22 protein-coding genes are annotated in these 20231 nt (G+C 72.5%); 10 read left to right on the forward strand and 12 right to left on the reverse strand.

Annotation, left to right across the window (positions count from 1 at the left end; genetic code table 11):
- Positions 1–32 precede the first annotated feature (32 nt).
- The gene (locus B072_RS0113665) at positions 33–1373 is read right to left on the reverse strand and encodes a lipase family protein (RefSeq protein ID WP_018530516.1); all 1341 of its coding nucleotides are present in this window, start codon (positions 1371–1373) and stop codon (positions 33–35) included.
- Between the two features lie 250 nt (positions 1374–1623).
- On the opposite strand from B072_RS0113665, the gene B072_RS0113670 reads away from it, so the two are divergent.
- Entirely contained in the window at positions 1624–3078 is a 1455-nt protein-coding gene (locus tag B072_RS0113670; RefSeq protein WP_106432869.1) for an MFS transporter, read from the forward strand.
- A gap of 26 nt (positions 3079–3104) precedes the next feature.
- Here the strand turns inward: B072_RS0113670 and B072_RS43145 are convergent, their stop codons facing one another.
- Positions 3105–3395 (reverse strand): winged helix DNA-binding protein, encoded by a 291-nt coding sequence (locus tag B072_RS43145; RefSeq protein WP_234018849.1) that lies wholly within the window; start codon positions 3393–3395, stop codon positions 3105–3107.
- Between the two features lie 183 nt (positions 3396–3578).
- Between B072_RS43145 and B072_RS48135 the strand changes: the two genes are divergently transcribed.
- Positions 3579–3743: a hypothetical protein gene (locus B072_RS48135; protein ID WP_018530519.1), complete on the forward strand. Its 165-nt coding sequence runs from the start codon at positions 3579–3581 to the stop codon at positions 3741–3743.
- Here B072_RS48135 and B072_RS0113685 read toward each other — a convergent pair.
- From B072_RS0113685 to B072_RS0113700, 4 genes are read right to left on the reverse strand one after another with little or no spacing between them, the layout of a single operon-like run.
- Positions 3725–4357, reverse strand: coding sequence for a response regulator transcription factor (locus tag B072_RS0113685; protein WP_018530520.1), 633 nt, complete (start codon positions 4355–4357; stop codon positions 3725–3727). The two genes, B072_RS48135 and B072_RS0113685, sit on opposite strands and share 19 nt — an antisense overlap.
- Positions 4358–4377: 20 nt before the next feature.
- Positions 4378–5631: a sensor histidine kinase gene (locus tag B072_RS0113690; RefSeq protein WP_018530521.1), complete on the reverse strand. Its 1254-nt coding sequence runs from the start codon at positions 5629–5631 to the stop codon at positions 4378–4380.
- A gap of 35 nt (positions 5632–5666) precedes the next feature.
- A complete protein-coding gene (locus B072_RS0113695) occupies positions 5667–6383 on the reverse strand; it encodes an ABC transporter permease (protein WP_018530522.1) in 717 nt (238 codons plus the stop codon).
- Positions 6383–7297: an ABC transporter ATP-binding protein gene (locus tag B072_RS0113700; RefSeq protein ID WP_086020350.1), complete on the reverse strand. Its 915-nt coding sequence runs from the start codon at positions 7295–7297 to the stop codon at positions 6383–6385. Before B072_RS0113700 ends, B072_RS0113695 begins: the two co-directional genes overlap by 1 nt.
- A gap of 288 nt (positions 7298–7585) precedes the next feature.
- On the opposite strand from B072_RS0113700, the gene B072_RS0113705 reads away from it, so the two are divergent.
- From B072_RS0113705 to B072_RS0113715, 3 genes are all read left to right on the forward strand, one after another.
- On the forward strand, positions 7586–8440 hold the full coding sequence (locus B072_RS0113705) for a MaoC/PaaZ C-terminal domain-containing protein (RefSeq protein ID WP_018530524.1): 855 nt from the start codon (positions 7586–7588) through the stop codon (positions 8438–8440).
- Between the two features lie 45 nt (positions 8441–8485).
- On the forward strand, positions 8486–9562 hold the full coding sequence (locus tag B072_RS0113710; protein ID WP_018530525.1) for a Zn-dependent alcohol dehydrogenase: 1077 nt from the start codon (positions 8486–8488) through the stop codon (positions 9560–9562).
- 65 nt (positions 9563–9627) lie between these two features.
- Positions 9628–10566 (forward strand): 3-oxoacyl-ACP reductase, encoded by a 939-nt coding sequence (locus B072_RS0113715; protein WP_018530526.1) that lies wholly within the window; start codon positions 9628–9630, stop codon positions 10564–10566.
- 77 nt (positions 10567–10643) lie between these two features.
- Here B072_RS0113715 and B072_RS48140 read toward each other — a convergent pair whose 3' ends face one another.
- Together B072_RS48140 and B072_RS0113725 are read right to left on the reverse strand one after the other, a co-directional pair.
- A complete protein-coding gene (locus tag B072_RS48140; protein WP_018530527.1) occupies positions 10644–10805 on the reverse strand; it encodes a hypothetical protein in 162 nt (53 codons plus the stop codon).
- Positions 10806–10878: 73 nt separating this feature from the next.
- Positions 10879–12027 carry a hypothetical protein gene (locus B072_RS0113725; RefSeq protein WP_018530528.1) on the reverse strand — a complete coding sequence of 383 codons (1149 nt, stop codon included), beginning with the start codon at positions 12025–12027 and terminating at the stop codon, positions 10879–10881.
- A gap of 257 nt (positions 12028–12284) precedes the next feature.
- Between B072_RS0113725 and B072_RS0113730 the strand changes: the two genes are divergently transcribed.
- Genes B072_RS0113730 through B072_RS43150 form a run of 4 tightly spaced genes read left to right on the forward strand, consistent with a single transcriptional unit; the run spans position 12285 to position 15759 of the window.
- Positions 12285–13340 carry an ABC transporter substrate-binding protein gene (locus tag B072_RS0113730; protein ID WP_018530529.1) on the forward strand — a complete coding sequence of 352 codons (1056 nt, stop codon included), beginning with the start codon at positions 12285–12287 and terminating at the stop codon, positions 13338–13340.
- A gap of 43 nt (positions 13341–13383) precedes the next feature.
- Positions 13384–14271, forward strand: coding sequence for a Nif3-like dinuclear metal center hexameric protein (locus B072_RS0113735; RefSeq protein WP_018530530.1), 888 nt, complete (start codon positions 13384–13386; stop codon positions 14269–14271).
- A 27-nt stretch (positions 14272–14298) separates the two neighbouring features.
- Positions 14299–15042: a zinc ribbon domain-containing protein gene (locus B072_RS0113745; protein WP_026245787.1), complete on the forward strand. Its 744-nt coding sequence runs from the start codon at positions 14299–14301 to the stop codon at positions 15040–15042.
- A gap of 3 nt (positions 15043–15045) precedes the next feature.
- Positions 15046–15759 (forward strand): histidine phosphatase family protein, encoded by a 714-nt coding sequence (locus B072_RS43150; RefSeq protein ID WP_018530533.1) that lies wholly within the window; start codon positions 15046–15048, stop codon positions 15757–15759.
- Here B072_RS43150 and eda read toward each other — a convergent pair.
- Together eda and yaaA are read right to left on the reverse strand one after the other, a co-directional pair.
- The gene (gene eda / locus B072_RS0113755) at positions 15734–16396 is read right to left on the reverse strand and encodes a bifunctional 4-hydroxy-2-oxoglutarate aldolase/2-dehydro-3-deoxy-phosphogluconate aldolase (protein WP_026245788.1); all 663 of its coding nucleotides are present in this window, start codon (positions 16394–16396) and stop codon (positions 15734–15736) included. The two genes, B072_RS43150 and eda, sit on opposite strands and share 26 nt — an antisense overlap.
- Before the next feature lie 75 nt (positions 16397–16471).
- The gene (gene yaaA, locus B072_RS0113760; RefSeq protein ID WP_026245789.1) at positions 16472–17263 is read right to left on the reverse strand and encodes a peroxide stress protein YaaA; all 792 of its coding nucleotides are present in this window, start codon (positions 17261–17263) and stop codon (positions 16472–16474) included.
- A 92-nt stretch (positions 17264–17355) separates the two neighbouring features.
- Between yaaA and B072_RS0113765 the strand changes: the two genes are divergently transcribed.
- Positions 17356–18798 (forward strand): RNB domain-containing ribonuclease, encoded by a 1443-nt coding sequence (locus tag B072_RS0113765; protein ID WP_018530536.1) that lies wholly within the window; start codon positions 17356–17358, stop codon positions 18796–18798.
- Here the strand turns inward: B072_RS0113765 and B072_RS0113770 are convergent.
- Both B072_RS0113770 and B072_RS0113775 read right to left on the reverse strand, forming a co-directional pair.
- The gene (locus tag B072_RS0113770) at positions 18749–19366 is read right to left on the reverse strand and encodes a hypothetical protein (protein WP_018530537.1); all 618 of its coding nucleotides are present in this window, start codon (positions 19364–19366) and stop codon (positions 18749–18751) included. The two genes, B072_RS0113765 and B072_RS0113770, sit on opposite strands and share 50 nt — an antisense overlap.
- Complete coding sequence (locus B072_RS0113775; protein WP_018530538.1) at positions 19363–20163, reverse strand: MerR family transcriptional regulator; 801 nt, start codon at positions 20161–20163, stop codon at positions 19363–19365. The genes B072_RS0113770 and B072_RS0113775 overlap by 4 nt, the downstream gene beginning before the upstream one ends.
- Between the last annotated feature and the right edge of the window lie 68 nt (positions 20164–20231).

The following is a 20231-nucleotide window of genomic DNA, read 5'->3' on the forward strand; positions in this document are numbered from 1 at the left end:
GGGGCCGGTGCGGCCCCGCCGTGGGGAGCGGGTCAGGAGCCCGTCGTCGGCACCTCGGGTGCCAGCGAGTTGCCCGCGGGGACCCGGCCGCAGTCCGACGGCGCCGACCTGCCCGCGAACCGGTCGTTCAGCCAGTCCAGGGCGACGGGCGCCCACGGCACGGCGGTGCCCACATGGCTGAGGGCGTCGTACTGCTGGTACTTGATCGACGTATTGCCCTTGTCGCAGTACTGCCGCACCAGCGAACGCACGTCCCCGGCGACCATGACGCCGTCGCCCCGCCCGATGCCCGGAAGGTTGCTGAGGGTCCCCTCGAAGACCCCTCCGCCGCCCTGTGCAATGTACCCGGGAACCTTCGGGGTCGCGGCCGAGCCCAGGTTGAGCTTGTTCACGGCGTCGACGAAGGCGGGGATCGAGTTCGGGTCGGCGTACTGCGGCTTCACCATCTTCTTCCACGTCAGCCCCGGGTACTGGCCCAGGGCGTTGACGATCGACCCGTACTCCAGCTTCTTGAAGACCTCCTGGCCGTAGCTGTTGAGGTAGGGCGTGAAGTCGATGTCGTACGCGCGGGCCGCCCCGATGACGGCCATGGGCGCGACGCCCGCCCACAGCGAACTGCCGCCGATGTACTTGAGGTTGTGCGCCGGGTCGACGAGCAGCCCGCCCTCGGCGAAGCCGACCAGTCTCCGGTTGACGTCCGGCGCGTACTCCGGGGCGAGCACGGCCGCCCAGTGCGTGGCGATGGCACCACCGGAGTAGCCGGCCAGGCCGAACCGGGTCTCGGAGTCGAGACCCGTCTGCGGGGACCGGCCGGCGGCCCGGATCGAGTCCAGGGTGTTCGTCCCGTACTCGGGCCCCGCGGCGAAGTCGGCGGTCTGCCCCTCGCTGTCCGGGATGACGACGTTGTAGCCCGACAGCAGCAGCGGCACCAGGAGCAGCGACTCCCCGTTCGCGATCAGGCCGCCGAGGGAGACGTCGCCCGCGATCGCGCGGGAGGGCGCGTCCTCGGGGTTGAGGGAGTCGTAGAAGGACTGGTACGAGACCGCCTTGCTGCCGTCGCCGTTCGGGCTCCGCACGATCGACGTCACACCGGCGGACGGCCGCCCCTGCGCGTCCACCGTGCGGTAGAGCAGCTGCGTCGCCTTGACCGGCGTGGGGATGCCGAGGACGTGGTACTGCAGCGTCCGCGTCTTCAGTACGGCGCCCGGCGCGTACGAGGCCAGGGGAGCGCTGCCGTCGTAGGTGTAGAACGAGTCGCTCGCGGCGGCCGACGAGGCCGCGGGTGCGGCCGCGGCGGCGACCGGGGGAAAGGCGGTGACGGCCAGAACGGTGACGACTGCGCCGGCCAGTGTCCCGAGTGCGGTGCGGTGCATGTGTGTCCTCGGCTTCGCCTAGTGGAGCGCGGGTCGACAGGGGTGTACCTGTCGGTAACAGCGCCGAAAGTTACCAACAGGTACACGAGTTGACCAGAGTTCTAACAAGGCCTTCCGTCATCGACCCCGGAGGCTCGCCGGGAGATCCCCAGGGATCCCGAGAGCCGACCTAGGTCCCGGGACGTATGACCTACGGACCATGCCCGATGCCCCGAAATCCTGATGTACGGGGTACCGGCCGCCTGGGACCATGACACTCATGCCGCAGACTTCCCCCTCGGCCCACGAGGCCGCCGACGCCGACGGCGCCGGGATACGTTCCCGCAGGACCGCCCCGCCCGCCTGGCTGGTGGTGGCCGTGGCCTGCGCCGGACAGTTCCTCGTCGTCCTCGACGTCTCCGTCGTCAATGTCGCGCTGCCGTCCATGCGCGCCGACCTCGGCCTCAGCCCGACGGGCCTGCAGTGGGTGGTCAACGCGTACTCGATCGCGTTCGCCGGCTTCATGCTCCTCGGCGGCCGGGCCGGGGACCTCTTCGGGCGCAAGCGGATGTTCCTCGTCGGCCTCGGTCTGTTCACGCTCGCCTCGCTGGCCGGCGGACTCGCTCAGGCCGACTGGCAGTTGCTCACCGCACGCGCCGTGCAGGGCCTGGGCGCCGCCGTCCTCGCCCCCTCCACGCTGACCATCCTCACCTCGGCCGTGCCGGAAGGCGCCGCACGGGCCCGGGCCATCGCCACCTGGACCGCGGTCGGCGCGGGCGGCGGCGCGGCCGGCGGACTCGTCGGCGGCGTCCTCACCGAGGGCATCAACTGGCGCTGGGTGCTCCTCATCAACGTTCCGCTCGGCGCCGCCGTGTTCGCGGCCGCCGCCCGCTGGATCAAGGAGTCCCGCGCGGGCGGCGAGCGCCGCCTCGACCTGCCGGGCGCGCTGCTCGTCACCGCGGGCACCGCGACCCTCGCGTACGCCATCGTGCAGACGGAGGCGGCCGGTTGGGGCTCGGCCGACACCCTCGTCCCGCTCGGCATCGCGCTCGCGCTGCTCGCCGCGTTCCTCGTCGTGGAGGCGCGCACCCGGCTGCCGCTCATGCCGCTCGGCCTGTTCAAGGTGCGGTCCGTGGCGGCCGCCAACGCGGCGATGTTCGTGTGCGGCATGGGCTCGTTCGCCATGTGGTTCTTCATGACGCTGTACGCGCAGAACGTCCTCGGCTACACCCCGATCCAGGCCGGTCTCGCCCTGGTGCCGAGCTCCCTCGCGGTCGTCACCGGGTCGAAGATCGCGCCGCGTCTGATGCCGCGTTTCGGGGCGCGCAATGTCGCGGTGGCCGGGGTTCTGGTGACCGCCGCCGGGTTCGCCTGGCAGTCGACGATGAGCGCGCACGGCTCGTACGTCGTGACCATCATGCTGCCCGGGATCGTGATGATGGCCGGCGCCGGCTTCGCGATGACGCCGCTCGCCTCGCTGGCGACGTCGGGCGCGGCGCCGGGGGACGCCGGGCTCGTCTCCGGCCTGATCAACACGTCCCGGACGCTGGGCGGTTCGCTGGGCCTGGCGATCCTCTCCACCGTCGCGGCGAGCCGCTCCGCGGGGGGCCTGGACGCCGAGTCGCTGACCGACGGATACGCGGCCGCGTTCCAGGCCGGCGCGGGCATCCTGGTGGTGGCCGTCCTCGTCCTGCTCCTCTGGATGCCGAGGAACAGGGCTTCCTAGCGGAACCCCGCGGCCCCCGGTGCGGCTCAGTCCTCGTCGTCGAGCGTCCGGCGCGGCAGCCGCAAGAGCTCCTCGCGGTCCCCGGGCGCCGGCAGCGCCGGCAACTGTTCGCTCACGGTGGCCGCCGCGGGGGCGAGGCCGGTCGCCAGCTCCGCCCCCTCCTCGGTGACGGTCACCAGCTTGCGCCGCCGGTCGGCGCTGTCCTTGGTGATCTCCACGAGCCCGCGCCGCCGCAGCCGGCCGAGCAGCGGCGCCGCGGTCGACTTGTCGAGACGGGCCAGTGAGCCGAGGGTGCCCTGGTCCATCGCCCCGTGCACGGCAGCAGGCTGAGCACCGTGAACTGCGGTCCCGTCAGATCCCGGTCGACCTGCTCGTGCCAGAGCCGGGTGTGCGCCTGATCGAGCCGCCGGGCCAGGGGACCGAGCCCGGCGAGGCCGGTCGGCAGATCGCCGGCCTTCGAGACCGAGAGCGAGGTCCGCGCGGGGCGGGGCGGCAAGTCGGTGCTGAGCTGTCTGCTGCCCGAACAGTTCACCGGCGAGCCCCGGGGCGTGGCGGCGTCGTTCCGGACGTCGTTCCCCGAGGACGTGCGGGAAAAGGTGCTGCGGCGCTGGCAGGACTACGGCTTCGCCGATCCCGCCCGGCCGCCCTACAACCAGCCCTGCTGACGCGCGGAGCGCATCGCCTCCATGCGGTTCCGGGTCCCCGTCTTGCCGATCGCCGACGAGAGATAGTTCCGCACCGTCGACTCCGACAGGTGCAGCTTCGCCGCGATGTCGGAGACGGTCGCCCCGTCCGCGGACGCCCGCAGCGCATCCGCCTCCCGCGCGGTCAGCGGACTCGGCCCCGCCGACAGCGCCGCCGCGGCGAGGGCCGGGTCGACCACCGTCTCCCCGCGCAGCACCTTGCGGACGGCCTCGGCGAGATCCTCGACGGGGCCGTCCTTGACCAGGAACCCGGCGGCCCCGGCCTCCATGGCCCGCCGCAGATACCCGGGCCGCCCGAACGTCGTGAGGATCAGCACCCGGCAGTCCGGCACCTGGTCCCGCAGGTCGGCGGCGGCGTCCAGGCCGCTGCGACCCGGCAGTTCGATGTCGAGGAGGGCCACGTCGGGACGGCACTCCAACGCCTTGTCGACGATGACGTCACCGGCCGCGACCTGCGCGACGACCTCCATGTCCTCCTCGAGGCCGAGCAGCAGCGCGAGCGCGCCCCGCATCATGCCCTGGTCCTCCGCGAGGAGAACGCGCACGCTCTTGGCCGGGCGGTGGTCCTGAGGCATCTCTGTCACAGGGGGAGACCTTACGTGCTCGCCTGCGCCAGGTCCGCGTCCCGCGCCGACTCGCCCTCGCCGACCGGGAGTTCGGCCGTCACGGTGAAGCCGCCGCGCAGGCCGGGGCCCGCGGTGAGCGAACCGCCCGCCGTCGCGAGCCGTTCGGTGAGTCCCTTCAGGCCCGTCCCGCCGATGCCGGGCGCCGCACATTCCGCGGGCGTCCCCGCCCCGTCGTCGGAGACCCGCAGCCGCACCCGCTCCTCCGTCCCCTCGACCGTGATCGTGCACGAGCCCGCCGCGCTGTAGCGGACCGCGTTGGTGACCGCCTCGCGCACCACCCAGCCGAGCAGCGCCTCCGTCTGCGCGGACAGCGGCGGCCCCGACTGCCGTACGACCGGCTCGATGCCGGCGGCGGTCAGCGCCGAGCGCGCCCGGTCCAGTTCGGTGGCGAGGCTGCCCTCGCGGTAGCCGGTGACGGCCTCGCGGATCTCGGTGAGGGCCTGCCGGCCGACCGCCTCGATGTCGGTGATCTGCTCCAGCGCGCCGTCCATGCTGCGCGGCGCGAGCCGCCGCGCCGCCTCCGACTTCACCACGATCACCGACAGGGTGTGGCCGAGCAGATCGTGCAGGTCGCGGGAGAAGCGCAGCCGCTCCTTCTCCACGGCCTGGCGGGCCAACTCCTCACGGGCCTCGCGCAGTTCACGTACGGTCTCGGCGAGCGAGAGGATCGCCGCCGTCACCATCGTGGACAGGAACGTGCCGTAGAAGACGCTGATCGCGTCCCAGCCCTCGCGCAGCCCGCCGACGACCCCGGCGAGGATGCTGAGGCCGAGGCCGATCCGCCCGATGTCGCGGCCCCGGGCCAGCGCGCCGACGGCGAGGCCGAGCAGCGGGAAGAACGCCAGCCAGCTGCCGCCGTAGCCGCCCGCGAGCGCGCACGTCAGCACGGCCATCAGCCCGAGCGCGACCCGGGTCGACGTCGCCTCCCGGGTCTGCTTGTGGAACGCCCGGAAGACCACATAGATGTAAAGAGAGTTGAAGGTCAGCAGCGCGGCGCCGCCGATCCACGGGTTGGGGGTCCTGCCCTGGACGAGGTTCGAGAAGGCGCCCAGGCCCATGAGCAGCCACGGCAGCATCGTGAACCCGTTGAGCGACGGGCCCACCGCCGCGACCGGCCTGCCCTCCTTGCGGCAGGCGCGCTGTTCGGCCTTGACCCGCGCGTTCTCGGCCTTCCACTCGTCGCGCGCGATCTGCCACGCCCGCCACTGCTGCCTCAACGCCATGACCCGACTCCCCGTTCTGCTTCCACGCTCACGTCTCAGATGGTCCGCGCTGCCCTGCGGTACGACACCACAGCGTACGAACCGAAGGCGAGCAGCCAGCCCACCATGATCGCCAGGGCGGCGACCGACGGCGCGTGCCCGTCGGCGACCGCCGTGCCGAGCTGCGCGAAGCGGTTGGTGGGCGTGAAGGACGAGACCTCCCGCAGCCAGTCCGGGAACAGCGCCACCGGGAACCACAGCCCGCCGAGCACCGCGAGCCCCAGGTAGCAGAGCATGTTCACGCCGCCCATGGCCTGCGAGGTCATCCGGTAGCCGTTGCCGAGGCCGAGCATCGTGAAGGGCAGCGAACCCAGCCACAGCAGCAGCGCGACCGCGGGCCACTTCCAGGCGTCCATCCGTACGCCGTTCACGAGCGCGCCCGCGAGCAGCACCACGGCGATGGCCGGAAGGACCGTCACCGCCCCGGTCAGGGCCCGCCCGATCACCCCCTCGCGCGGCGACATCGGGGTGATCCGCAGCTGCCGCAGCCAGCCGACGGCCCGGTCCTCCGCGACCCCGCCCGCGGTGTTCAGGGCCGCGCCGAGCGCCCCGTACGCGGCCATGCCGATCATCGAGGCGGTCTTCCAACCGCTGTCGTTCGCGCCGATGTTGGTGAACAGCAGATACATCAGGACCGGCATCGCCACGGTGCCGATCACGAACCGTCCGTCGCGCAGCGTGCGCCGCACTTCGAGCCGCAGGTAGTCCCCCATCACACACGCTCCAGCCGGTCGAGGCGGTCGCCCGCGGTCAGTGCCATGAAGGCGTCGTCGAGGGAGGCCGGGGCGACCTCCAGGTTCCGTACGGCGTCCAGGGCGGCCAGCGCCACGACGGTGGCGTCCGAGTCGTCCGAGCGCAGCCGGGCCCGGTCGCCGCGTATCTCCACCGAGACCACCCCCGGCAGCAGCGCGAGCCCTTCCGTGCCCCGCCCGGCGAGGTCGAAGGAGACGCGGCTGCCGCCCCCGGCCCGGCGCAGCTCCTCGCCGCTGCCGTCGGCGACGAGGCGGCCCCGGTCGATGACGACGATCCGGTCGGCGTTGTCGTCGGCCTCCTCCAGGTAGTGCGTGGAGAACAGCACCGTGTGCCCGCGCCGCGCGTATGCCCGCATCGACGCCCAGAAGGCGTGCCGGGCCTCCACGTCGAGCGCCGCCGTCGGCTCGTCGAGCACGATCAGCGCGGGGTTCCCGGCGAGCGCCACGGCGAACCGCACGCGCTGCGTCTGGCCGCCGGAGAGCTTGTCGACCCGGCGGTCCGCGAGCTCCTCGATCCCGGCGAGCCGCAGCGCCTCCCGCACGTCCATGGGGGCGGGGTAGCGGCGGGCCACGAAGCCGACCAGCTCGGCCACGGTGACCCGGGGCACGGCGCGGCCCTCCTGCAGCATGGCGCCGACCCGCCCGGCCCGCACCGACGCCTCGGGCGGCGTACCGAACAGCTCGACCGTCCCCTCGTCCGGCTCGTCCAGGCCGAGCAGCAGCGAGATCGCGGTGGACTTGCCGGCGCCGTTGCGGCCGAGCAGCGCGACCGTCTCGCCCGCGCCGATCCGCAGGTCGAGACCGTCGACGGCGCGTACGTCCCCGAACGTCTTGACGGCCCCCGTGAAGGACACCGCCGGTGTCTTTGTCGTCATGGTGGTGACGGTACGGAGCGGGGGCGGGGGCGCGGCAGATGCGGGTTGTCCACGGTCCGCCGGTACAAATGTCACAGCGGTTGCCCCACGACGCCATCTGACGCACAGTCAGAAAGGTGCGGCCCGCCCCTTCCCAACCCACCCCCGCTTGGCTATACATGGGGATCGCCGGGTGGATGAGAACACGTTCTACCCTGGCCCGTGACGACCTCGGTGCGGCCGACGGTGCGGACGGCCGCACCGAGGTCTTGACCAGCTCGACCAGTCAGCCCTAGGAGCGTTTGCCCCATGCCCATCGACGCAGCGAAGGCCGTGGCCGCCGAGCCCAGGTCCGCCGAGATCACCTGGGACCACAAGGACATCCAGCTCTACCACCTGGGTCTCGGTGCCGGAATCCCCGCCACCGACCCCGACGAGCTGCGCTACACCCTCGAGTCGAAGCTGCACGTCCTGCCGAGCTTCGCGACGGTCGCGGGCGCCGGCATGGGCGTCGTCGGCGGCCTCTCCTCACCGGGCATCGACGTGAACCTGGCGCACGTGCTGCACGGCAGCCAGAGCATCGAGCTGCACCGCCCGATCCCCGTCAAGGGCAGTGCGACCACGACCTCCCGGGTGGCGGCGGTCTACGACAAGACCAAGGCGGCCGTCCTCGTCCTGCGCACCGAAGTCACCGACGAGGAGGGGCCGTTGTGGACGTCCGACGCGCAGATCTTCGTCCGCGGCGAAGGCGGGTTCGGCGGCGAACGCGGCCCCTCGGAGCGACTTGAGGTCCCGGCCCGTGAGCCGGACCGCACGGTCGACCGCCCGATCCGCGAGGACCAGGCCCTGCTCTACCGCCTCTCCGGCGACTGGAACCCGCTGCACGCGGACCCCGAGTTCGCCAAGCTGGCCGGCTTCGACAAGCCGATCCTGCACGGACTGTGCAGCTACGGCATGACGCTCAAGACCGTCGTCGACACCTGCCTCGGCGGCGACGTCTCCCGCATCACCCGCTACGGCACCCGCTTCGCGGGCGTCGTCTTCCCCGGCGAGACGCTGCGGGTCCGCATGTGGCAGGGGCCGGGCCGGATCCAGGTGACGGTGTCGGCGGTGGAGCGCGACGAGGCACCGGTCCTGGCGGACACGGTCATCGACCACACCTGATCCCCGTACGTCAGTCCCGTACGTTCACGTGAAGGAGCCGCACCCATGCGAGCAGCCGTACTGCACGAGACAGGCCAGGACAAACTCGAGGTACTGGACGACGTCGAGACGGCCGGCTTCGGCCCCGGCAAGGTGAAGATCCGGGTACGGGCGACGGGTCTGTGCCACTCCGACATCTCGGCGATGAACGGCGTGCTGCCGCAGCCGGCGCCCTTCATCCCGGGTCACGAGGGCGCGGGCGAGATCCTCGAAGTCGGCGACGGCGTCACGCACTTGACGCCGGGTCAGCGCGTCCTGCTGTGCTGGCTGCCCGCCTGCGGCACCTGTCCGTCGTGCAAGCGCGGCCAGACCCAGCTCTGCCTCGCCGGGTTCATGAACGCGGGCACCCCGAACTTCAAGCGCCCCGGCGGCGACGTCTTCGGCTTCGCGGGCACCGGCACGTTCACCGAGGAGGTCGTCGTCGACGCGGGCTGCGCCGTCCCGATCCCCGACGACGTCCCCTTCGACATCGCGGCACTGATCGGCTGCGGTGTGACGACCGGGCTCGGCGCGGCCATCAACACCGCCGACGTGGCGGCCGGTTCGTCGGTGGCGGTCATCGGCTGCGGCGGCGTCGGCATCTCGGCGATCCAGGGCGCACGGCTCAAGGGCGCCGCGCAGATCGTCGCCGTCGACCCGGTGCTCTCGCGGCGCGAGGCGGCACTCAGGTTCGGCGCGACGGAAGCGGTCTCACCGGACGAACTCGGCGACGCCAAGCAGCGGTTGACCGCCGGAGAGGGCTTCGACTACGTCTTCGAGGTCGTCGGCAAGTCGGTCACGGCCCGCACGGCGTACGAGACGACGCGGCGCGGCGGCACCCTCGTGGTCGTCGGCGCGGGCGCCATGGACGACCACCTGCAGCTCAACATGTTCGAGCTCTTCTTCGACGAGAAGCGCATCCTGCCCTCCATGTACGGCGGCGGCGACGTCCTCACGTCGTACGAGCGCGCCATCGCCCTGTGGCGGGCGGGCCGCATCGACCTGGAGTCCCTCATCACGCACCGCGTCCCCCTGGCGGAGATCAACGAGGCGCTGGACCAGATGAGGACGGGCTCCGCCCTGAGGACCTGCATCGAGATCTAGACAGGCCGGCGCCCCCAAGACCCCGGCCACGACGAACCGGTACATCGGCGAGAGGAAACCGCACCATGTCAACGCCGCTCAACGGCCTCACCGCGATAGTGACCGGAGCCGGCCGAGGCCTGGGCCGCGCCGAGGCCCTGGAACTGGCCCGCCTCGGCGCCGACGTCGTCGTCAACGACTTCGGCCAACCCGGCAGGGACGGCTCGGGGGAGGCCGACGCCACCCCGGCCGAACAGGTGGCCCGGGAGATCCGCGACGCGGGCGGCGCGGCCACGGCCCACACCGGCGACGTCGCCGACCACCAACAGGCCGAGCAATTGGTCCAGTTGGCGATCGACACGTACGGGAAGCTCGACATCCTGGTCAACAACGCCGGCATCCTGCGCGACCGCATGATCTTCTCGATGACCGAGGACGAGTGGGACTCGGTCATCCACGTCCACCTCAAGGGCCACTACAACACCACCCACTTCGCCGCCCGCCACTGGCGCGAACGCTCCAAGGCGGCCGGCGGCCCGGTCTACGGCCGCATCGTGAACACCTCCTCGGAGGCGTTCCTCGCGGGCTCGGCGGGCCAGCCCAACTACGCGGCGGCGAAGGGCGGCATCGTGGGTCTCACCACCTCGACCGCCCTCGCCCTCGCCAAGTACGGCGTCACGGCGAACGTCATCTGCCCCCGGGCCCGCACCCGGATGACGGAGGACGTCTTCGCCGGGTTCGCCCAGCCCGACGAGGGCCTCGACCCGCTCGCGCCCGAGCATGTCGCCCCGCTCGTCGGCTACCTCGCCGCACCGGCCGCGTCGAACGTCAACGGCCAGCTGCTCGTCGTGCACGGCGGCATCGTCGCCATCGTCGAACGGCCGCGCGTCCAGGCGAAGTTCGACACCGAGAAGGACGCGTTCACGTACGACGAACTCGACGCGCTGCTCACCCCGCACTACAAGGACCGCCCGCCGAACGAGACGTTCGCTGCGGCCGAGGTGCTCGGCCTCAGGCACGGCTGACGGGCAGCCCTGCCGTACGAGTGAGGGGCCCGGCAGCTGCCGGGCCCCTCACTCGTCATCGGTGCGAGCGCGTGGACCTACGCCTCGTCGGCCCGCGCCCCGCGATGCCGCCCGTGCGGCTGGGCCTGCTCGCCCTGCGCGGCCGACACGGTGACCGTGCCGCGGTGCCGTCCGGAACCGCCGGAGGCCGCGGTCTCCCTGTGCTCGCCGCGCTCCACGGTCTGCGTCCCTGCGTTCATTCCGTTGCTTTCCGTCATCGGAAAACTCACCCCGTAAACCCTTACAAGATCCGTAACTTACAGCCCGGCGAGTCTAACCATCCGCCTTGCGCCCACCGAGAGGCGCCTTCCCCAACGGCACGGGGCGCGGTGCGACGGGCGCCTCGGGTGCGGGCGGCTGCTCCGGTGCCGGTTCCGGAGGCTCGGGGGCGGGTACCCGGGCGAGCCCGCACGACACCTCCTCCGTCACATAAGGAAGAGACAGCACACCTTCGCGCGACCAGAACCCCGCTCCGGCCAGCCAGCCGCCGGGCGCCGCCAGTTGATGCAACGTTCCCTCGACCGGCCGCCACACCCCGAGCCACGGCAGCCCCTCCGCGGCCCCGGCCGTGCTCTCGACCCGCAGCGCCACCGCGCAGCTCTCCGGCATCAGCGTCTGTCCCGGCTGTACGGCGAACGGCGTCACCTCGCAGTCCGCGACGCGCAGCCCCTGCGGAAACCGGATCGGCAGCGTGGAACCCAACACGCCCCACCCGAGCCGGAGTTCGCCGGGCGTCGCGGCGTCCGAGCGGACCAGGATGAGCCCGCTGTCGAGGTCGGCGAGGAGCAGCCGGTCGTCGCTGTCCTCGGCGATCTGCAGCAGCGGAGAGACCTCGCCCCCGCGCTCCAGATCCACCGCCACCGTCTTCACGGGACCGCCGTCCACCGGCTCCCGGTCGAGCGCGAGCAGCCGCCCCGTCCGGTCCAGCCACACCCCGCCCGAGCAGCGCCCCGGCACCTCGGCCACGTGCTCGGGCCCGAACGCGCCGCCCGCCACCAGCCACACCTGCGTCGACTTCTCGCCCACCTCCAGGGCGTACGCGCTGCACCCGTCCGGCGCGGGCGGCAGCAGCGTCAGCTCCGCGTCCTCGGCGCACTCCACGGCCCCGAGCGGCACCTCACCGGTGCCGGGCCCGGTCGGGTAGAGCAGCGAGAACAGGTGGCGGCTGCCGTCGGCCCCGCGCCGGATCAGCACCCGGCCGTCGGTCAGCGGCAGCACGTCGGTGCCGGGCTCCTCCGGCTGATTGACGGGCAGCGGAACCGCGTACGGCTCGGGTCCGTCCAGGGTCCACCGCTGCGGGAACCAGGACGTCCCGTCGTACGCGAGCCGAGCCGCGTACGACGCGTCCGTGGTGATCACGCAGCCGGTGCGCGGCGGTCGCGGCCGGGTCTCCGGCGCCGTCTCGATGACCAAGGCCGTCATGGGGATCTGCCACCTCCGGTTGTCCCCCTGTACTCCTGTTCTCCATGGCCGAAGCTAGTTTTTGTATGCCTCTTCGTGGCATCTGCGGGCCGCCGCTTCACACCAAAGGGTGGCCGTGCCCGTAATCGGCTGAAAGCCGTGTGCCCGGTGTGCTGGGGGTGCCGGGGGAGTGGCGACAGAGCCCAGGTGAGCGTGATGTTAGGGTCCCCTAACCAATGGCTGTGCACTCTCTGTGCGCCCGAATCTGGAGCAAGTCGATGCTCATACGCCGCCGCACCCGCGCCGTGGCCGTGGCCGCCACCGCGGCCGCCGCCCTCGCCCTCACCGCCTGCGGTTCCGGCGACGCCGACTCCTCCGGATCGGCCAAGAGCGACAACGGCGCGGGCTCCAAGGCCGTGGCGCAGGGCGGCGACGACTTCTCGAAGGCCGCCGGTCAGACGGCGAGGATGGGCACGACGGCGCGGGCCGGCCAGTTCCCGCGCACCGTCACGCACGCCCTGGGCAAGACGGAGCTGCCGAAGAAGCCGCGGCGGGTCGTCGTCCTCGACGTCGGCGAGCTCGACAACGTTGTTTCCCTCGGCGTCAAGCCCGTCGGCTACGCCCCCACCGAGGGCGACGACGGCATCCCGTCCTACCTGAAGAAGGACGCGGGCAGCCCCAAGAACGTGGGCACGATCAACGCCCTCAACATGGAGGCCATCGCCAACCTCCACCCCGACCTGATCCTCGGCAGCGAGCTGCGCGCCGCCAAGCTCTACCCGCAGCTCTCCAAGATCGCCCCCACCGTCTTCTCCATCCGCCCCGGCTTCACGTGGAAGGAGAACTACCTCCTCAACGCGTCCGCCCTCGACGAGAAGGCGAAGGCCGAGGCGAACCTCGCCGCGTACGAGAAGAACGTGAAGCGGCTCGGCGCCGACGTGAAGAGGGCCAACGGCGGCAAGGCCCCCACGGTGACGATGCTCCGCTACATGCCGGACCGCATCCGCCTCTACGCCAAGGCCTCCTTCATCGGCACGATCCTCGACGACGCGGGCATCCCGCGCCCCAAGAACCAGCAGATCAACGACCTGGCGACGGAGATCAGCCCGGAGAAGATCGACTCCGCGGACGCCGACTGGATCTTCACCGGCGTCTACGGCGACGCGAACAAGACCAAGCGCGCGAGCGCCGAGGACAACCCGCTCTGGAAGAACCTGAAGGCCGTCGAGGCCGGGCAGGCCAAGGACGTCCCGGACGAGACCTGGTACCTGGGTCTCGGCGTCACGGCCGCGAACGAGGTCCTGGGGGACCTTCGCGCGGACCTGGTCAAGTAGCCACGCTTACGGTCGGGGCACGCGGCGCAGGTAACCTGTCTGCGTGCCCCGTCTGTCTGAAGTAACCTCCGCGCTCGCCACGCTCTGGCCCGCCTCCCTCGCCGAGGGATGGGACGCGGTCGGCACGGTCGCCGGCGACCCGGACGCCGAGGTCCGCCGGGTGCTCTTCGCGGTCGACCCGGTCCAGGAGATCGCCGACGAGGCCGTGAAGCTGGGCGCCGACCTGCTGATCACGCACCACCCGCTCTACCTGCGCGGTACGACGACGGTGGCGGCGGACACCTTCAAGGGCAGGGTCGTGCACACCCTGATCAAGCACGACGTCGCGCTGCACGTCGCGCACACCAACGCCGACAAGGCCGACCCGGGGGTCTCCGACGCCCTCGCGGGCGCCCTCGGCGTCCGCGTCGTACGCCCCCTGGTCCCCGACCCGACGGACCCCACGGGCCGCCGCGGTCTCGGCCGCGTCTGCGAACTCGACGCGCCCCTGACCCTGCGCGAACTGGCGGGCCGCGCCGCCGACCGCCTCCCCGCCACCGCCCAGGGCATCCGCGTCGCGGGTGACCTGGACGCGACGATCCGCACGATCGCGGTCTCCGGCGGCTCGGGCGACAGCCTCTTCGACGACGTACGGGCTTCCGGCGTCGACGCGTTCCTCACCGCCGACCTGCGCCACCACCCGGTGAGCGAGGCCCGAGAGAATCTCTCCGCGGGGCCCCTCGCGCTGCTCGACGCGGCACACTGGGCCACGGAGTGGCCCTGGTGCGAGCTGGCGGCGAGCCAGCTCGAAGCAGTCTCCGATCGCGAGGGCTGGGACCTGCGGGTCCACGTCTCGCGGACGGTCACCGACCCCTGGACCGCCCACGCGGCCTCCGCCCACCCGTCGCCCACCACCGCCCTTGCAGCGAGCGCTACGCGCACCCCTTCTTGATTCCCTCTCTACTTTTGGAGCCCCCAACTGAACGCCGCGCCCGCCGACCAGATCCGTCTCCTGGACGTCCAGGACCTCGATGTCCGCCTGCAGCAGCTCGCGCACAAGAAGAGGTCGCTGCCCGAGCACGCCGAGATCGAGTCGCTCAACAAGGACCTCGCGCAGCTGCGTGACCTGCACGTCGCCGCGACGACCGAGGAGAGCGACTGCGCCCGCGAGCAGACCAAGGCCGAGCAGGACGTCGACCAGGTCCGCCAGCGCGCCCACCGCGACCAGCAGCGCCTCGACTCCGGCGCGGTCACCTCGCCGAAGGACCTGGAGAACCTGCAGCGCGAGATCGCCTCGCTCGCCAAGCGCCAGGGCGACCTGGAGGACGTCGTCCTCGAGGTCATGGAGCGCCGTGAGTCCGCGCAGGAGCGGGTGGCCGAGCTCACCGACCGTCTCGGCTCCGTCCAGGCGAAGGCCGACGACGCGACGGCCCGTCGCGACCAGGCCTCCGGCGAGCTCGACACCGAGGCGGCCAAGGTGACCAAGGACCGCGAGACCGTCGCGGCCGCCGTCCCGGCCGACCTGCTCAAGCTCTACGACAAGCTGCGCGAGAAGGAGGGCGGCGTCGGCGCCGCCAAGCTCTACCAGCGCCGCTGCGAGGGCTGCCGCCTGGAGCTCAACATCACGGAGCTGAACGAGGTCCGCGCGGCCGCCCCCGACGCCGTGGTCCGCTGCGAGAACTGCCGCCGCATCCTGGTCCGCACCTCGGAGTCGGGGCTCTAGGGAGTGAGTCCCGTCAGGGGCGCGGGTAACGGCGCGGGCAAGGACGCGAGCAATGAGGGGGCGGCGGGGGCGACCTCGAAGGCCCCCGACCTCGGCGCCCCGACCACCTTCGTCCTGCTCCGCCACGGCGAAACCGCGCTCACCCCGCAGAAGCGCTTCAGCGGCAGCGGCGGCACCGACCCGGAACTCTCCGGGACGGGCCGCCGCCAAGCGGCACTCGTCGCGGCCGCACTGCACCACCGGGCCACGATCCAGGCGATCGTGGCATCGCCCCTGAGGCGCTGCCGGGAGACGGCCGAGGCCGTGGCCACCCGCCTCGGCCTCGACGTCATGACCGACGACGGCCTGCGCGAGACGGACTTCGGCGCCTGGGAGGGCCTGACCTTCAAGGACGTACGCGAACGCCACCCGGACGACATGAACGCCTGGCTCGCCTCACAGGACGCGAGCCCCACGGGCGGGGGCGAGAGCTTCGCCGCGGTCGCCGAGCGGGTCGCCGAGGCCCGCGACCGCCTCACCGGGACCCACCGGGGACGCACCGTCCTCCTGGTCTCGCACGTGACGCCGATCAAGACCCTGGTCCGGCTCGCGCTCGGCGCCCCGCCGGAGTCCCTGTTCAAGATGGAACTCGCGGCGGCCTCGCTCACCGAGATCGCGTACTACGCCGACGGCAACGCCAGCGTGCGCCTGCTCAACGAGACGGCTCACCTGCGATAGCGCACGCCTCGCGGGCCAGCGCCTCGACCCGGTCCCAGTCCTTCGCGGCGATCGCGTCGGCCGGCAGCATCCAGCTCCCGCCCACGCAGCCGACGTTCTTCAGCTTCAGGTACGAGCCCGCGTTGGCCGGGGAGACCCCGCCGGTCGGGCAGAACCGGGCCTGCGGCAGCGGCCCCGCGAGGGACTTCAGGTAGGCGGCGCCGCCGGCGGCCTCGGCCGGGAAGAACTTCATCTCGGTGACGCCATGCTCCAGGAGCGCGACGACCTCGGACGTCGTCGAGACGCCCGGCAGGAACGGCACACCGGACGCCTTCATGGCGGCCAGCAGCGTGCCCGTCCAGCCGGGGCTCACCAGGAACTTCGACCCGGCCGCCACCGCGTCGGCGACGTTCGCGGGCGAGATGACCGTCCCCGCCCCGACGACCGCGTCCGGCACCGCGGCCGCTATCGCGCGGATCGCGTCGAGCGCGGCGGGCGTGCGCAGGGTCACCTCGATCGCGGGCAGGCCGCCCGCGACGAGCGCCCGCGCGAGCGGCACCGCGTCGGAGGCGTCCTCCACGACGACGACGGGGACGACGGGCGCGAGATCCAGCACGGAGGCGCCGGAGGCATGAGAGACAGGGGCAGACGAGGTCATGCCCCCATCCTGCCCCGCGTCGCGCAGCATGCGCAAAGGTCATTGCGCATGCTGCAACGCGTCTGGTCCTGTCGGCTAGTGGATCTCGTCCACGAGTACGTCCAGGTTCCAGGCCCGCCCCGCCCTCGTGGGCGCCTCGACCTCCACCACGTACCCCAACTCCCGCAGTACGTCGACGAGTTCGGCCGGGCCGGCCGGTGTGATGCCGGAGGTGAGCAGCGACCGTACGATCCGGCCCTTGGTCGCCTTGTTGAAGTGGCTGACGACCTTCCGGGTCGGCGCGTGCAGCACCCGCACCCCGGCCGTCCGCTCGGCGATCCCGCCGTCGGAGGCCTTGGGCTTCCAGGCCGCCGCGTACGCCGCCGACCGCAGATCGAGCACGAGCCCGTCCCCGGCCGCCTCCGGCATCACCTCGGCCATCGGCGCCTTCCAGTACGTGCCGAGCGCGCCGAGCCCGGGCAGCTTCACACCCATCGAGCAGCGGTAGGAAGGAATCCGGTCCGTCACGCGCACCGCGCCCCACAGCCCGGAGAACACGAGCAGCGACCGCGCGGCCCGCTTCTTCGCGGCGGCGTCGAGCGAGGCCAGGTCCAGCGCGTCGTACAGCACGCCGGTGTAGATCTCCCCGGCCGGGCGCGCCCCCGCCGTCCGCAGCTCGGTGTTCTTCGCGACCTCGCCCCGCAGCCCCTCGCTCAGGCCGAGCACCTCGCGCGCCTTCTCCTCGTCCGAGGCGCACAGCTCCACCAGCTCGTCCAGGACGGCGGTCCGTGCCCCGGTGAGCCCCGGCAGCGAGAGCCCCTCCGGCTTCAGCGGTGCCCCGCGTCCGGAAGCGGCCTTACCCTCCGACGGCGGCAACAGCACAAGCACGGGCTCTCCTCATACACGTACGGAACGACAGGTTCATCGACGGCCCAGCGTACGGCGTGCCGACGTCGCCACCGGGACCTAGGCTCGGTGCCATGCCCCGCCGCCACCTCCGTGTGACCGGCGCAGCGCAGGAGCCGCTCGGTGCCGCGCTGTGCGACCTGCGTACGCAGCTGGACGTGCCCGAGGAGTTTCCCGCCGCGGTGCTCGCGGAGGCCGAGGCCGCCGCCGGTGCGCCCAAGCTGCCCGAGCGCGACGAGACGGCGATCCCCTTCTTCACCGTCGACCCGCCCACCTCCACCGACCTCGACCAGGCCATGCACCTGTCGCGGCGCGAGGGGGGCGGCTACCGCGTGCGGTACGCGATCGCCGACGTCGCCGCGTTCGTGGCCCCCGGCGGCGCGCTCGACGCCGAGGCCCACCGGCGCGTGACGACCCTGTACTTCCCCGACGAGAAGACCCCGCTGCACCCGCCGGTGCTGAGCGAGGGCGCGGCCAGTCTGCTCCCCGGCCAGACCTGTCCGGCGGTCCTGTGGACGATCGACCTCGACGCGGACGGTCGCACGGTCGCCACCGACGTCGTACGCGCCCTCGTCCGCAGCCGCGCGAAACTCGACTACGCGGGCGTGCAGCAGGCGATCGACGAGGGGAGCGCCGAGGAACCCGTCGCGTTGCTGCGCGACATCGGCCGACTGCGCGAGAAGCTGGAGGCCGACCGCGGCGGCATCTCCCTCGACGTCCCCGAGCAGGAGATCGTCAGCGCGGACGGCGGCTACCAACTGGCCTTCCGCGCCCCGCTGCCCGCCGACTCCTGGAACGCCCAGATCTCCCTGCTCACCGGCATGGCGGCCGCCGACCTGATGCTCGCCTCCGGCAACGGCATCCTGCGCACCCTGCCGGCCGCTCCCGACGGAGCCGTGGGCCGGCTGCGCCGCACCGCCAAGGCGCTGCACATCGACTGGCCGCACCACGTCCCGTACTCGGACCTCGTCCGCTCCCTCGACCCCACCGACCCGCACCAGGCCGCCTTCCTCCAGGAATGCACGACGCTGCTGCGCGGCGCGGGCTACACGGAGTTCACCGGCGGCGTCCTGCCCGAGCTCACCGCGCACGCCGCGGTCGCCGCGCCGTACACGCACTGCACCGCGCCGCTGCGCCGCCTCGTCGACCGGTACGCCTCCGAGCTGTGCCTGGCCGCGTGCGCCGGACAGGACCCGCCCGACTGGGTGCTGTCCGCCCTGCCCGAGCTGCCCAAGGAGATGGCCGAGGGCACGCGGCGCGCGAACTCCGTGGAGCGCGAGAGCGTCGACATCGTCGAGGCGGCGCTCCTGAAGGACCGGATCGGGGAGATGTTCGACGCGGTGGTCGTCGACGTGAAGGACCGCGAACCGGCCGTCGGGACCGTGCAGCTGACCGCGCCGGCCGTGGTCGCCCGCATCGAGGGCGGCTCCTCCGCGCTGCCCCTGGGGGAGCAGCTGCGGGTACGCCTCACGCAGGCCGATCCGGGGCGGGCGAAGGTGCTGTTCGCGCCCGCGTGAGCGCGCGGGCCAGCTCGTCGGCCTCCTCCGCGTACAGGCGCACGAGCCGGATGTCCTTCGGGCGCCCGAGGAACGTGAAGTGCCGTACGGGGGAGGTGAGTTCGACCGTGACGCCGGTCTGTGAGCCGACGTCGAGGTTCAGCTCGCCGTCGCGCGGGGTGTGCGTGAACCGGTTCTCGCGCCGCACCTCGGCGATCAGCTCCAGCGGTATCCGCAGGTCCACGTGGGCGCCCCGGCGCACCCGCAGCGCGTCGGCCGTGACCACGTGCGGCCGGGTGACGGAGGCGGCGTGCAGTCCGAGCACCATCACCAGGGTGTAGACGTCGAGGACGAGGACGACACGGTGCAGCACCGGATGGTCCTTCAGCAGCGCCCACATCCCGAGCGACTCGACGACGCAGACGAACGCGAACGCGTACATCATCACCGCCTGCCCCCGCGCGTACCCGAAGGCGCTGGCTCCCGCCGGGACCCCGTGCCGGCGCCGCGTCACCCACATCCCGTAGCTCGTCAGTACGCGCGCCTCGTGCCGCAGCGCCCGCGTCAGCGTTCTCGCCAGTGCGCTCATCGGGGGTCACCCTCTTCGGTGGCTTCGGTGGCTTCGGTGGCTTCGGTGGCCAGGCGTAGCGCGAGGCGTACGGCCTCCGCCTGCGCGGGGGAGAACTCGGAGAGGAAGGCGCCGAGGAGCGCGGGCTGCTCGATGCCCTCCGTCGTCGTCGGCAGGCCGGGCGGCAGGCAGGCGAGCAGGGCGCGGGCCGCCTCCGGCACGCGCGGGTCGTCGCGTCCGGCGTCGGCGAGCGCATCGAGCAGCGTGTACACCGTGTGCGCGGCGTCCAGTGCGCCCGGCGCGGTGAGCGTGGGCACCAGGGCGGCCATCAGCTGCGCGCGCGACTCGGGCGGCGCCGTCGCGTCGACGAGGGCCAGCACTTCACGGTCCTTCGCGGCCATCGGCGAATCCAGGTCGACGTCCCCCAACTCGGCGAAGAACGCCGCGAGTTCGGGGGAGAGCGGGCCGTCCTTGGGCAGCCCGCCACCCTGCCGCTCCGCCTCGTCGAGCAGCGCCCGCAACCGGGTCCGCCGCTCGTGGATGGCCGCCTCCTGCCGGGCGAGGTCCGCGTCGAGCTCGGCGAGCACCTCGGCGAGGTCGCGCCCGGCGTCGTCGGCCAGCACGTCCCGCACCTCGGTGAGCCCGAGCCCCAGCTCGGTCAGCCGGCGGATCCGGGCCAGCTCGACGGCGTGCCGCAGCCCGTACTCCCGATAGCCGTTGCCGAGCCGCTCGGGTTCGGGGAGCAGCCCGAGGTGGTGGTAGTGCCGCACGGCACGCGTGGTGACACCGACGATCCCGGCGAGCTCTCCGATCCGCATGCCCTCAGTAGAAACGTTGACGCTGCGGGAGGGTCAAGCGGACCCGGTGCCGGGCGGGCACCCCTTGA

The organism is Streptomyces sp. HmicA12 (assembly GCF_000373565.1).
GTDB lineage: Bacteria > Actinomycetota > Actinomycetes > Streptomycetales > Streptomycetaceae > Streptomyces.

Coding starts and splice junctions, on each gene's coding strand:
- B072_RS0113665 (WP_018530516.1), bottom strand. CDS start 1,373: ATGCACCGCACCGCACTCGGGACACTGGCCGGCGCAGTCGTCACCGTT.
- B072_RS0113670 (WP_106432869.1), top strand. CDS start 1,624: ATGACACTCATGCCGCAGACTTCCCCCTCGGCCCACGAGGCCGCCGAC.
- B072_RS0113685 (WP_018530520.1), bottom strand. CDS start 4,357: ATGCCTCAGGACCACCGCCCGGCCAAGAGCGTGCGCGTTCTCCTCGCG.
- B072_RS0113690 (WP_018530521.1), bottom strand. CDS start 5,631: ATGGCGTTGAGGCAGCAGTGGCGGGCGTGGCAGATCGCGCGCGACGAG.
- B072_RS0113695 (WP_018530522.1), bottom strand. CDS start 6,383: ATGGGGGACTACCTGCGGCTCGAAGTGCGGCGCACGCTGCGCGACGGA.
- B072_RS0113700 (WP_086020350.1), bottom strand. CDS start 7,297: ATGACGACAAAGACACCGGCGGTGTCCTTCACGGGGGCCGTCAAGACG.
- B072_RS0113705 (WP_018530524.1), top strand. CDS start 7,586: ATGCCCATCGACGCAGCGAAGGCCGTGGCCGCCGAGCCCAGGTCCGCC.
- B072_RS0113710 (WP_018530525.1), top strand. CDS start 8,486: ATGCGAGCAGCCGTACTGCACGAGACAGGCCAGGACAAACTCGAGGTA.
- B072_RS0113715 (WP_018530526.1), top strand. CDS start 9,628: ATGTCAACGCCGCTCAACGGCCTCACCGCGATAGTGACCGGAGCCGGC.
- B072_RS48140 (WP_018530527.1), bottom strand. CDS start 10,805: ATGAACGCAGGGACGCAGACCGTGGAGCGCGGCGAGCACAGGGAGACC.
- B072_RS0113725 (WP_018530528.1), bottom strand. CDS start 12,027: ATGACGGCCTTGGTCATCGAGACGGCGCCGGAGACCCGGCCGCGACCG.
- B072_RS0113730 (WP_018530529.1), top strand. CDS start 12,285: ATGCTCATACGCCGCCGCACCCGCGCCGTGGCCGTGGCCGCCACCGCG.
- eda (WP_026245788.1), bottom strand. CDS start 16,396: ATGACCTCGTCTGCCCCTGTCTCTCATGCCTCCGGCGCCTCCGTGCTG.
- B072_RS0113765 (WP_018530536.1), top strand. CDS start 17,356: ATGCCCCGCCGCCACCTCCGTGTGACCGGCGCAGCGCAGGAGCCGCTC.
- B072_RS0113770 (WP_018530537.1), bottom strand. CDS start 19,366: ATGAGCGCACTGGCGAGAACGCTGACGCGGGCGCTGCGGCACGAGGCG.
- B072_RS0113775 (WP_018530538.1), bottom strand. CDS start 20,163: ATGCGGATCGGAGAGCTCGCCGGGATCGTCGGTGTCACCACGCGTGCC.